The following is an 11212-nucleotide window of genomic DNA, read 5'->3' as shown; positions in this document are numbered from 1 at the left end:
AGTCGGCCGCGACACTCCCACCCGCTCAGCCACCCGCGTCGTCCCGACACCCTCCGCGACGGCCAACACGATCCGAGCCCGCTCAGCCCGACCCGCCGCCACCGTGCTCGACCGCGTCCAAGCCTCCAGCGTCAAGCGATCCTGATCACTCAGTTCCACAACTGATGATGGCAAGCCCCATCATCCCACACCGTCAACGAACTAATGACGCGCGACACTAGCAGCGACTCCACCCAAGACGCCATGGGGAGCACTCCCCACCCGAGAGCCCCCGTGCTGGTTGAGGGGGTCGAAACCCAAGGGTTCGACAAGCTCGGACGGCGCGCGACGTCCTCGGCCCATGCCGTGGAGTGACTCTCGTAGGCCTGGGGCGTCCAACGCGTGCGCAAGCCACACCCTGGAGTGGGTTTCCAACGAGGCCACCAGAGCACCGCTCGTTGAGCTGGTCGGCACCAAGGGACTCGGCCGGCTCGACCAGCGGTGGTCTCGACACGCTCAGCGGCGGACCGTCACCACGGGGTAGCGATCTGTGCCGGGCGTTCGCGTTTCTCCACGCCGACCCGGACGCGCCCCTAGGGTGAAGCCGGACGTCGGCGTCCACCCCCACTGTTTCGGAGGCACGAGATGGAAACCCTGCTTGTCATCCTTCAACTCGTGGTCGTGCTCGGCTGCCTGCTCATCGGCACCCACTACGGCGGCATCGGCCTCGGCCTCATCAGTGGGATCGGCCTGTTCCTGCTCGTGTTCGTCTTCGGCCTCGCGCCGGGCGAGCCGCCGATCGACGTGATGCTCACCATCCTCGCGGTCATCGGCTGCGCCTCGGTGCTGCAGACCATCGGCGGGCTGGACGTGATGATGAAATACGCCGAGAAGGTGCTGCGCAAGCATCCGACGCGCATCACGATCCTCGCCCCGCTGACCACGTGGTTCCTGACCGTCCTGTGCGGAACGGGCCACGTCGTCTACACGATGTTCCCGATCATCGAGGACATCTCGCTCGGCAAGAACATCCGCCCCGAGCGGCCGATGGCCGTGTCGTCGGTAGCCGCGCAGATGGGTATCACGGCTTCGCCCGTATCGGTCGCGGTCGTGTCGCTGTCCACGATCCTCGCGAAGAACGCGGGCATCACGGGGGTGTCGTTCTCGATCCCGCAGATCCTGATGGTGTCCATCCCGGCGTCGTTCTGCGGCGTGCTGCTGGCCGCGTTGTGGAGCCTGCGCCGCGGCAAGGACCTCGACAAGGACCCCGACTTCCAGAAACTCATCGCCGACCCCGAGAAGCGCGCCTACGTCTACGGCGACGGCGGCGCCGAAGGTGCCACCCTCCTCGACAAGGTCTACCCGAAGCAGGCCTACTGGGCCGTCGGCATTTTCTTCGCCGCCATCGCGGTGGTCGTCCTGCTGGGCGCCTTCACCGACCTGCGACCGCAGTACACCGGCGAGGACGGCGAGCCCACGCGCCTGTCGATGACGCTCGTCATCCAGATGTTCATGCTGGTCGCAGGTGCCGTGATCATGCGCGTCTGCCACGTGAAGATGGCCGAGGTGCCCAACAGCGCCGTGTTCAAGGCCGGCATGTCGGCGATCTTCTCGGTGTTCGGCGTCGCCTGGATGGCCGAGACGTTCTTCCAGGCGCACCTCGACGGGCTCATGGGGGCACTGTCGGGCGTCGTGCAGGCTTTCCCGGTGCTCTACGCGGTCACCCTCTTCGTCGTCTCGAAGCTGGTGAACAGCCAGGCCGCCGCGGTGACGGCCTTCGTGCCCGTGGGCCTGCAACTGGGCGTGGACCCGGTGGCCGTGGTGGGCTTCTTCGGGGCGGCGTACGGCTACTTCGTGCTGCCCACCTACCCCTCCGACCTCGCCGCCATCGGCTTCGACCGCTCGGGCACGACCCGCATCGGCAAGTACGTGATCAACCACTCGTTCATCATCCCCGGGCTCATCTGCGTCATCACGTCGTGCCTCGTGGGCACCGGGTTGGCCAACCTGCTGCTGCGCTGAACCCGGCCCGCGTCAGGCCGGCCAGCGGGCCAGGACGGCATTGAACGCGTCGGCGAGTCCGAAGGCGTCCACATCGGACACCGGCTGGGCCAGGCGCGTGAACGTCGCCTGCACCTCGTCCGGCGTGACCGGACGCCCCAACTCCAGCAGGGCGTCGACCTCGGGGGTGTACTCGTCGCGCGGTGCCCCGATGGCCACCAGGCCCCACGGATCGAGGTCGGCGAACAGGGCGGCGGCGTCCCGGCGGCGCAGGAGGCGAACGGCCGCGTCCGGGTCGGCGGCGTCCTTGCGGGCGACGAACACGAACTCGGCGCCCGGCCGGTCGGGCGCATCGCGCACCTCGTCCACGACGAACCCCGCCGCTTCCAGCGACGCGGTCAGTTCGGCGCGCGAGCGGAACACGAGCGTCGAGGTCGACTCGATGCGGACGCCGTCGCGGTGGAAGGTCGTGGGTGAGGAGAAGGTCACAAGGTTGTCGCGCACGTCGGTGACCTCGACCCAGTCCTCCACCAGACCCTCGTGGGGCACGTCGACAATCTGGCGGGTGGCGTCCTTCGTCCACCGCTCCCATGCCCGGCGCTCCGGATCGCGCGACTCGAACACGAGGCGTCCCCCCGGCACGAGGGCGGCGTGCGCCACCTCGAGCACGTGGCTCCAGCGGCCCCGGCCGAGGAACACCTGGGCGACATTGGCTGTCATGACCGCCAGGTCCACCTGCAGGGGCAGCACGTCGTCGGCGGTGCCGTGGACCCAGGTCACGGCGTCCGCAGAGGGCTTGGCCCGAGCCACGGCGAGCGAGGCGCCGGCCGGGTCGACGCCGACCACCTCGATGCCCCGCACGGCCAGCATCGTCGCGAACGTGCCCGTGCCGCAGCCGATGTCGAGGACGCGGCGCGCCCCGAACTCGGTCACCATCGCGGCGTAGGCGTCCAGATCGCTCCGGTCGGGATCGAGGGCGTCGTACACCGCGGCCACGCGTGGATGGTCGAAGATCGCGTCCGTCATGCGGCGAGCCTAATCTGGCAGGCTTGCCACCCATGGGGTACGTCGAGTTGAGCCACGTGGAGTTCTGGCTCCCCGACGACAGGCCGTTGCTGAGCGACGTGTCGTTCCGCGTCGGCGACGGGAAGGTGACCGCCCTCATCGGCCCCAACGGCGCGGGCAAGACGACCCTGCTGCGCATCATCGCCGGCGACCTCACGCCCAGCGAGGGCACGATCAGCCGCGACGGTCGCCTCGGCGTCATGCGCCAGTTCGTCGGGTCCATCCGGGATTCCTCCACCGTGCGCGACCTGCTGCTCAGCCACGCGCCCGAGCGGCTCCAGGCGGCGTCCGCGCGGGTGGACGCGCTCGAACTCGAGCTCATGGAGTCCGAGACCGACGAGCTCAACCTCGCCTACGCCCACGCCCTGGCCGACTACGGCGACGCCGGCGGCTACGAGGCCGAGGTGCTCTTCGACGCCTGTTGCACCGCCGCGCTCGGCGTGGGCTTCGACCAGGCCAAGTGGCGCGACGTGAACACCTTGTCCGGCGGCGAGCAGAAGCGGCTCGTGCTCGAACTGCTGTTCCGCGGCCCCGACGAGGTGCTGCTCCTCGACGAGCCCGACAACTACCTCGACGTGCCCGGGAAGCTGTGGCTCGAGGAGAAGCTGCTGACCACGCAGAAGTCGGTGCTCATCGTGAGCCACGACCGGGCGCTGCTCAATCGCTGCGCGGACGCCATCGCCGCGCTCGAGCTCGGCGCCGCCGGCAACACGCTGTGGGTCTTCGGCGGCCGGTTCGAGCACTTCGACGCCGCCCGCGAGGCCCGCTTCGAGCGGTTCGAGGAGTTGCGCCGCCGCTGGGACGAGGAGCACGCCAAGCTGCGCACCCTCATGCTCCTGTACAAGACGAAGGCCGCCTACAACGACGCCATGGCCAGCCGCTACCAGGCCGCCCAGACGCGGCTGGCCCGGTTCGAGGACGCCGGCCCGCCCGAGGCGGTGCCGCGGAAGCAGCAGGTGCGCGTCCGGCTGACGGGGGGACGGACGGCCAAGCGGGCCGTGGTCGTCGAGTCTCTGGAACTGACGGGCCTCATGCGGCCTTTCTCGACGGAGATCTGGTACGGCGACCGCGTGGGCGTGCTCGGTTCGAACGGGTCGGGCAAGTCGCACTTCCTGCGCTTGTTGGCGCTCGGCGGCACCGACCCCGACCCGGCCGCCCGCGCGGTCGGCGCCGACGGCATCGAGCCGGTCCGGGCCACCGGCGTGGCCCGGCTCGGGTCGCGGGTGCGCCCCGGCTGGTTCGCCCAGACGAACCGCCACCCCGAACTGGTCGGACGCCGCCTCCTCGACATCCTGCGCCGCGGCGACGAACACCGCGACGGACTGACCGACGAGGCGTCCTATCGGGCCCTGGATCGCTACGAGCTGGCGAAGGCGGCCGAGCAGCCGTTCGAGACGCTGTCGGGCGGGCAGCAGGCGCGGGTGCAGATCCTGCTGCTGGAGCTCGGCGGCGCGACCCTGCTGCTGCTGGACGAGCCCACCGACAACCTCGACATCGAGTCGGCCGAGGCGCTGGAGCACGGGTTGGCGGCGTTCGACGGCACGGTGGTGGCCGTCACCCACGACCGGTGGTTCGCCCGGTCGCTCGACCGGTTCTTGGTGTTCCGGTCGGACGGGCGCGTGGTGGCCTCCGACGTGCCGGTGTGGGACGAGCGGCGCGTCGAGCGGGCGCGCTGATCCGGACCGGTGGGGCTGATCCGACCGAGTCTGGGCGGCCGGGGCGGCCACGGTCTAGGGTGAGGCACGCAGGATTCCCCTTGACACAAAGGAGTGGCCATGTCGGACCAGCCGCAGCAGTTCAACGCCCAGGACGCCGTGAACCAGGCCAAGGACTACGCCCAACAGAACCCCGACATGGCGCGCAGCGGCATCGACAAGGTCGAGGACTTCCTCGACGCGAAGACGGGCGGCAAGTACGCCGACGCGATCGACAAAGCCGGCGATTGGGTCGAGGGACAGCTCGGCCTGCCGAACAACACGAACAACCCCGCCCCGACCGATCCGGAGGCCCCGGCCGATCCGGCCCCTCCCGCGGCACCCGGTGAGCCCGTCGACCCGCCGGCAGGGCAGTAACCCGTTGGCCGGTCCTCACCGGCCACACCCCGCCATCCGCGCCACCGTTCTGTTCAGCTGACGCGGTTCCGCACGACGCTCAGGGCACCCAGCGCGGCCACGCCGAGCGCGGCGGCACCGGCGGCGTATGCCACGGGCGCGTTGAGCAGGTCACCCGTGAGGCGGCCGACGGCGACCCACGCGGTGCCCCAGACGACAGCGGCGGCGAACGCGGCCTGCACGACGCGATGCCGGGCCACACGCAGCAGGAAGGCTGCCAGGGCCACGACGACGACGAGCACGACGACGGTGAGCACGGTGGCGAGGATCCCGTCCGGCCCGACGCCGAGGCCAACGAGCCAGGAGGCGATGTTGGCGCAGGTGGCGACGCAGATCCAGCCGAGGTAGAGGCCGAAGGTGACGCCGACCGCGGCGCTCGCGAGCGGTCCCTCGGCGGGCAGCGGCGCGACCTCCCGCAGCACCAGCCCGAGCGCGACGACGATGCCGAGCATCACCAGCACCGAGACGAAGATCCAGCCGGCGAAGACGGTGAGCAGCCACACCCCGTTGAGCGCCAGGGACGCCGCCGCCGGCAGCCGGGTGCGCGCGGCCCAGCGCGAGGCGTCCGAGAGCGGGAGCCACTGCCAGACGATGTAGAGCGCCAAGAAGACGTAGATGACCGGCCAGATCGTGAACGCCGGACCGTGCGGGGCGATGAGGGTGGCCGAGTCGCTGAACAGCCCCTCGCCCTGTTCGGCGACGCCCCGGCCGCCGATCACACCCATGCCGATCAGCGTGCCGACGATCCAGACGACGGCGGCAGCGATGACGACGATCCGGTCGCGGAGAAGGGAGGCCGGGCTGGCGGACGACGCTGCTGAGGACATCTCTCGACCCTAGCCAAGGGGCATCGCCCCGACAACGCCGCACGCCGCGCCGGCAGGGTAGGTTTCGACCATGGACACCGCAACGCAGCCCGTCATCGTGCTCGGCTCGGGCCCGGTGGGGCTCGGGGTCGCGCTGTTGCTCGCACAGTCGGGCCGGGCCGTGACCGTCTACGAGGCGAAAGACGAACTCGCGCTCTCGGACGCGAACAGCTACCCCATCGGCGTCAACCCGCGCGGCCAGGAGACGTTGCGCCGTATCGACCCGGCCCTGCTCGACCGCCTGCGCGAGCACGGCGAGATCGTCCGCGGGTGGCGCATCTTCGCCGGTGGGCGTCTGGTCGCCAAGCTCGCGAGCGGAACGGTCTGGTCGACGACGCGGGCGTTCGTCAACAAGATCCTGCTCGAGAAGGCGGAGGCCGACCCTCATCTCACCCTCGTGACCGGCCACAAGTTGGCGCGGGTCGACGTGGCCGCGCGGCGGCTCGTCTTCACGCTGTCCTCCGGCGAGGAGACGACGGTGGACGCCGCCGGCGCGCGCGTGATCGCGGCGGACGGCGTCTGGTCGGCGACCCGACGCTCCTTGATCGGCCAGGTTCCGGGGTTCGATCCGGAAGTGGGGCCCTGGGGCGTCCGGTTCCGGGTGCTGTTCTCGAAGCCGGGAGCGAAGGCCCCCGGCCTCGACCCGTCGTTGCATTACATCTTCGGCGACAAGGGCATGTATTCGGCGACGCTGGCCAGCGAGGTCTGGTGCGTCGCGGTGACGGCGATCGAGGGCACCGAGGACGAGCCCCTGCTGCTGGCCACCGAGGCGACCGATGCGAACGTGGCGGCTCTGCAGGAGTTCGTGCGGCAGGCGGCGCCGTTGACCGCCCCGCTGCTCACGCGTGAGGACTACGTCGACTTCTTCGGCCGCGACTCGTTCACGGGCGCGGTGATCCGGTGCCCGTTCGTGAACGTGGGCGAGTGGCTCGTCCTCATCGGCGACGCCGCGCACGGTGTGATCCCGCCCACGGGCGAGGGGGTCAACTCGGGTCTGGAGGACGCCCTCCTCCTGACCGAGCACCTGAACTCCGGCTCGGCCACCCCCTTCTCCGACTACAACGCCGCCCGCATGCCCGATCTGGCAGCGCTCGGCGAGTACGCGTGGTTCCTGATGGAAAACGTGCGCTCGACCGACCCGGCGCGGCGCACCGCAAACGTCGTCTGGCGCATCGCGGGCGTGCTGGGGAAGCCCCTGGGGCTCAAGGCGGGCCAGGTGGAGGAGCGGCTGTTCGGCCCCGCCGCCGACCGGACGCCCTACCGCGCGATCCTCGCCCCCTGGATCAGGCAGAAGGACCGCGTGTTCCCCGTCCTGCACGCCCTCGCCCTCGCCGGTTTCGGGTTGGCAAGGAAGCTGCGGCGGCGGCCGCCCGCTACCCGGGAACCTGCGTAGGCGGCACCAGGTCTTCCGGCTGCGGCCGCAGAGCAGGGACGTCGATCTCGATGATCGAAGGTCCCTCGCGCTTGAGGGCCTTCTTCAGCGCCTTGTTGAATCGCTCCGGATCGTCCACCCGCGTGTGCCGCAAGCCGAACGCCTCGGCCAGCCGGGCGACATCGGGCGTCAACAGGTCCACGCCACGCCGCTGCGCCCCGCGCGCTGTCTGCAGGTTGCGCAGCACGCCGTAGCCGCCGTCGTTGAACAGGACCACCACCACGTGCGGGGCCTCGGACGCCAACACCGCCAGCTCGCCGAGGTGGACGGCCAGCCCTCCGTCGCCGATCATGGCGAGCACGGGGTCGTTCGGACGGGCGATGCCCGCACCGATCGCCATCGCCAGCCCCTGGCCGATGCCGCCGCCGGCGGCGTACAGGTTGTCGGTCGGGTCGTACACCTCCAGCAGCCGGTTGCCCCACGAGCTGCCCGCGATGGTGACGTCGCGGACGATGACCGCCCGGCGCGGCAGCCGGTGGCGCATCGCGTCGCAGATGTCCGCGTACGCCCCGATCGCCCGTCGATGGTCGCGGCGGGCAGCAGCGGCGGCGTCCGACACCCGCCCCGCCCACGCCGGGTCAGTCGCCTGTCCGGCCCACTCGTCGAGCAGCGCCCCCACCACGTGGCCGGCATCGGCCTGTAGGCCGACGGCGATGGGGAAGTTGCGGCCGAGGGCGTCCGCGTCGAGATCGACCTGGAGGTGGTGGGTGGGCAGCGGCAGCTCGAAGTTGCGGGTCTCGTTGCCGCGCAGATGGCTGCCGAGGGTGAGCAGGCAGTCGGCGTCCCGCAGGAGGGCGTCGAGCGACTCGTCGGCGGCGAAGTTGCCGAGCAGCAGCGGATGATCCTCGGGCACCGACCCGCGCCCGTTGGTGCTCGTGAGGACGCCGGCGCCCCAGCGTTCGGCCAACGTCGCCAGCGGCGCGCCGATGCGGCGCGCTCCCCCGCCGGCCCAGATGAGCGGACGCCGGGCCTCGGCCATGAGCGCGGCGGCCCGCTGCAGATCGCGGCGGACGCCGGTGCGCACCGGCGGCGTCCGGTCGTGGATCTTGTTCTGCGCGTCGGGCTTGGCGAGGTACTGCAGGTCGATCGGCCAGTCGACACTGACCGGCCCGAACGGTGCGGTGGCGAGCCGCCGGACGGCGTCGGTCAGCACGGCCCGCGCCTGGCCCGGCGTCTCGATCCGCAGGGCGGCGGCGGAGACGGCTTTCAGCATGGCGAGCTGGCGGGGCACCTCGTGATAGGCACCCTTCCCCTCGCCGATGAGGTCGACGTTGATGTTGCCCGTGATGTGCAGCACGCGGCTCTGCGCCGTCAGCGCCTCGAGCATCGAGCCCGCTGCGTTGCCGGCACCCGTTCCGGTGGAGGTGATCGCGACACCGATGCCACCGCCGGCTCGCGCGTAGGCGTCCGCGGCATTGATCGCCGCCGCCTCGTGGCGCACTGGGACGAAGCGCAACGCGCGGTCGACGGCCTCGACCAGGGGGTGTTGTGGATGCTGATGACCCCGAACGCCACCTCGACGCCGGCCGCCCGCATCACGTCGACCAGCACATCGCCGCCGGTCAGCGCGTCCCGGGTCAGCTCGGCGGTGCTGATGGCGTGGGCTTCGGTGCTCGTGTGCTCCACGATGACCTCCTCGGGTTTGCTCCGACCCTAGTCGGGGCGCCGACCCACCGGGGGCGCGGTGCCCCGCCGCTGCGGGAGACTGGGGGCATGGACAGCCCGTACCCGCTCACCACCGGACGCCTCGTGTTGCGTCCGCTGCGCACCGACGACATTGACGTCATCGTGGCGTACCGCAACGACCCGGCGGTGGCGGCGCTGCAGGACTGGAATCTGCCCGTCACTCGCGAGCGGGTCGAGCGCCAGGTGGCGGCCCAGTCGGGCTGGCGCGACATCGTGCCGGGCGAGCCGTGTCAGATCGGCATCGAGCTCGCCGGCGAGCTGATCGGCGACCTGTACGTCGGGCTCGACGAGCACGGCGGCATCGCCGAGATCGGCTTCACGCTGCGCACCGAGCACCAGGGCCGGGGCTACGCCTTCGAGGCGGCGTCAGCGGTCGTGGCCGACCTCATCGAGCGTCACGGCTGCCACCGGATCGTCGGGCAACTCTCGCCCGAGAACGTCCGATCGGCGAGGCTCCTCGAGCGGCTGGGCCTCCACGTCGAGTCGCTCGCACCCAAGTCTTACTGGTGCCGGGGCGCGTGGGACGACAACCTCACCTACGCGATGAGCGACGCGCAATGGCGCGCCCGCGCGTCAACCGCCGAGTGAGGCAGCCGAGCCGTCGTACCGCTCACGGTTCTGCTCGACGACGCTCACATGCTGCTCGGCCCATTCGCGCAGCGCCGCCAGCGGTGCGACCGTCGAAGCACCCAACTCGGTGAGCCAATAGTCCACACGCGGGGGGATGCTGGGCGTGACCTCGCGCCCCACCAGCCCATCGCGCTCCATCGAGCGCAGCGTCTCGGTCAGCACCTTGGGCGAAACCCCCTCGATGGCTCGCCGCAGCTCGGTGAAGCGCGCGCGTCGCCCGTCCGCCAGCACGGTCACGATCATCGGCGTCCAGCGGTCGGTGAGGTGCCGCAGGACGCCCCGCGACGGGCAGTCCTGGTTCAGGATGTCCGCGGGGAACACCCCGCTCACCACTGGCTCGACCCCATGCCCCATCACGACCCCCAGTTACGTTGAGGTAATCAGTTACCAGTAAATACTATCAGGGTCATGACGCAACCCACAGGAGGAATCATGCACATCTCCGTCGTCGGCGCTGCCGGCATGGTCGGCTCGCAGATCACCGCCGAGGCCCTGTCCCGCGGCCACCAGGTGGACGCCTACACGCGCTCCGGTCGCACCACGGACCTCACCGCCACCCAGCCGCTCGCCCTCACCGACACGGACGCCGTCGCGCAGGTGGTCAACGCCAGCGACGCCACCGTCATCACCGTCGGCGGCCGGGACGACTACGAGGCCGTCGTCGCCGCCCACGAGCGTCTCATCGCCGCCCGGCCCACCGGCCGGGTGTTGGTCGTCGGCGGCGCCGGAGCGCTGCCGGTGGGAAATCAGCGCTTGCTCGACTCGCCTGACTTCCCCGCCGCGTACCTTCCCGAGGCTACGGCGTTCGCCCGGGTGTACGACGACTACGCGGCCTCCGAGGGCCTGAACTGGACGATGATCGCGCCCTCCCCCGAGATCGCACCCGGCGTCCGCACCGGGCACTACGTCGACGGCGGCAACGGTCTGGCCGGCGGTTTCGTGTCGACGCAGGACTTCGCGGTCGCGGCGCTCGACGAACTCGAGAACCCCGCCCACGCCGGCGAGCGCTTCAGCGTCGCCTCCACCGACGAAGCCGCCGCGCGGGGCTGAGCGTCATGCACCACCTCATCTACGTCTTCGACTCCTACTGCGGCGGTGCTACGGCTTCGGCCCCGCCATCCGTGAGCTCGCCGCCCGCGACGACATCTTTGTCGAGGTGCGTCACGGATCCCTCTTCGGAGGCGACCGCGCCGCGTCGCTGGGGGCTTTCGCTCACATTCCGCAGGCCAACGCCCGCATCGCAGCGCTGACCGGCGCCCGATTCGGCGAGGGCTACCAGCGGTTGCTCGAAAGCGGGGAGGTGTCCTCAACTCCGACCATGCCGCCCGCGGCTTGGCCGCCCTGCGGTCGGTGGTCGGCTCCGAGCGCGACGTGGACGCCGCCGGCGCCCTCCAGCAGGCGTTCTACCAGGAGGGCCTGTCGCTGTCGGAGGCGGACACCTA

Annotated in this window: 12 protein-coding genes; 7 read left to right on the top strand and 5 right to left on the bottom strand. The window is 70.9% G+C overall.

The window, feature by feature from the left end:
• A partial coding sequence (locus Q1K57_RS00060) for a helix-turn-helix domain-containing protein (protein WP_300077376.1) occupies positions 1-174 on the bottom strand: 174 nt, incomplete at its 3' end.
• 450 nt (positions 175-624) lie between these two features.
• Between Q1K57_RS00060 and Q1K57_RS00055 the strand changes: the two genes are divergently transcribed.
• Positions 625-2001, top strand: a complete 1377-nt coding sequence (locus Q1K57_RS00055; protein ID WP_300077373.1) for an anaerobic C4-dicarboxylate transporter — start codon at positions 625-627, stop codon at positions 1999-2001.
• Between the two features lie 12 nt (positions 2002-2013).
• On the opposite strand, the gene Q1K57_RS00050 is transcribed toward Q1K57_RS00055, so the two are convergent.
• Positions 2014-3006 carry a class I SAM-dependent methyltransferase gene (locus Q1K57_RS00050; RefSeq protein WP_300077370.1) on the bottom strand — a complete coding sequence of 331 codons (993 nt, stop codon included), beginning with the start codon at positions 3004-3006 and terminating at the stop codon, positions 2014-2016.
• A gap of 32 nt (positions 3007-3038) precedes the next feature.
• Here Q1K57_RS00050 and Q1K57_RS00045 point away from each other — a divergent pair, with 32 nt between their 5' ends.
• Together Q1K57_RS00045 and Q1K57_RS00040 are read left to right on the top strand one after the other, a co-directional pair.
• Positions 3039-4721 carry an ATP-binding cassette domain-containing protein gene (locus Q1K57_RS00045; RefSeq protein WP_300077368.1) on the top strand — a complete coding sequence of 561 codons (1683 nt, stop codon included), beginning with the start codon at positions 3039-3041 and terminating at the stop codon, positions 4719-4721.
• A gap of 99 nt (positions 4722-4820) precedes the next feature.
• Positions 4821-5117 (top strand): antitoxin, encoded by a 297-nt coding sequence (locus Q1K57_RS00040; protein WP_300077366.1) that lies wholly within the window; start codon positions 4821-4823, stop codon positions 5115-5117.
• Between the two features lie 53 nt (positions 5118-5170).
• Here the strand turns inward: Q1K57_RS00040 and Q1K57_RS00035 are convergent, their stop codons facing one another.
• Positions 5171-5983: a hypothetical protein gene (locus tag Q1K57_RS00035; protein ID WP_300077363.1), complete on the bottom strand. Its 813-nt coding sequence runs from the start codon at positions 5981-5983 to the stop codon at positions 5171-5173.
• A 70-nt stretch (positions 5984-6053) separates the two neighbouring features.
• Here Q1K57_RS00035 and Q1K57_RS00030 point away from each other — a divergent pair, with 70 nt between their 5' ends.
• Positions 6054-7415 carry an NAD(P)/FAD-dependent oxidoreductase gene (locus Q1K57_RS00030; RefSeq protein ID WP_300077360.1) on the top strand — a complete coding sequence of 454 codons (1362 nt, stop codon included), beginning with the start codon at positions 6054-6056 and terminating at the stop codon, positions 7413-7415.
• On the opposite strand, the gene Q1K57_RS00025 is transcribed toward Q1K57_RS00030, so the two are convergent.
• Positions 7396-8895 (bottom strand): thiamine pyrophosphate-binding protein, encoded by a 1500-nt coding sequence (locus tag Q1K57_RS00025; RefSeq protein ID WP_300077357.1) that lies wholly within the window; start codon positions 8893-8895, stop codon positions 7396-7398. The two genes, Q1K57_RS00030 and Q1K57_RS00025, sit on opposite strands and share 20 nt — an antisense overlap.
• On the opposite strand from Q1K57_RS00025, the gene Q1K57_RS00020 reads away from it, so the two are divergent.
• Positions 8887-9111, top strand: coding sequence for a hypothetical protein (locus Q1K57_RS00020; protein ID WP_300077354.1), 225 nt, complete (start codon positions 8887-8889; stop codon positions 9109-9111). The genes Q1K57_RS00025 and Q1K57_RS00020 overlap by 9 nt on opposite strands.
• 56 nt (positions 9112-9167) lie before the next feature.
• Positions 9168-9728, top strand: a complete 561-nt coding sequence (locus Q1K57_RS00015) for a GNAT family N-acetyltransferase (RefSeq protein ID WP_300077351.1) — start codon at positions 9168-9170, stop codon at positions 9726-9728.
• Here the strand turns inward: Q1K57_RS00015 and Q1K57_RS00010 are convergent.
• Positions 9714-10100, bottom strand: coding sequence for a helix-turn-helix domain-containing protein (locus Q1K57_RS00010; RefSeq protein ID WP_300077348.1), 387 nt, complete (start codon positions 10098-10100; stop codon positions 9714-9716). The genes Q1K57_RS00015 and Q1K57_RS00010 overlap by 15 nt on opposite strands.
• Positions 10101-10178: 78 nt before the next feature.
• Here Q1K57_RS00010 and Q1K57_RS00005 point away from each other — a divergent pair, with 78 nt between their 5' ends.
• Positions 10179-10820, top strand: coding sequence for an NAD(P)H-binding protein (locus Q1K57_RS00005; protein WP_300077345.1), 642 nt, complete (start codon positions 10179-10181; stop codon positions 10818-10820).
• The last annotated feature ends 392 nt before the right edge of the window (positions 10821-11212 follow it).

It is taken from the genome of Propioniciclava sp. (assembly GCF_029977985.1).
GTDB lineage: Bacteria > Actinomycetota > Actinomycetes > Propionibacteriales > Propionibacteriaceae > Propioniciclava.
Note: the sequence above shows the minus strand (reverse complement) of the source record. Positions and strands in the feature narration are given on the sequence as shown.

Bases quoted from the DNA above. Each gene is read 5' to 3' on its own strand.
- Q1K57_RS00050 (WP_300077370.1), bottom strand. From the start codon at position 3,006: ATGACGGACGCGATCTTCGACCATCCACGCGTGGCCGCGGTGTACGAC.
- Q1K57_RS00035 (WP_300077363.1), bottom strand. From the start codon at position 5,983: ATGTCCTCAGCAGCGTCGTCCGCCAGCCCGGCCTCCCTTCTCCGCGAC.
- Q1K57_RS00015 (WP_300077351.1), top strand. From the start codon at position 9,168: ATGGACAGCCCGTACCCGCTCACCACCGGACGCCTCGTGTTGCGTCCG.
- Q1K57_RS00045 (WP_300077368.1), top strand. From the start codon at position 3,039: ATGGGGTACGTCGAGTTGAGCCACGTGGAGTTCTGGCTCCCCGACGAC.
- Q1K57_RS00055 (WP_300077373.1), top strand. From the start codon at position 625: ATGGAAACCCTGCTTGTCATCCTTCAACTCGTGGTCGTGCTCGGCTGC.
- Q1K57_RS00005 (WP_300077345.1), top strand. From the start codon at position 10,179: ATGACGCAACCCACAGGAGGAATCATGCACATCTCCGTCGTCGGCGCT.
- Q1K57_RS00040 (WP_300077366.1), top strand. From the start codon at position 4,821: ATGTCGGACCAGCCGCAGCAGTTCAACGCCCAGGACGCCGTGAACCAG.
- Q1K57_RS00030 (WP_300077360.1), top strand. From the start codon at position 6,054: ATGGACACCGCAACGCAGCCCGTCATCGTGCTCGGCTCGGGCCCGGTG.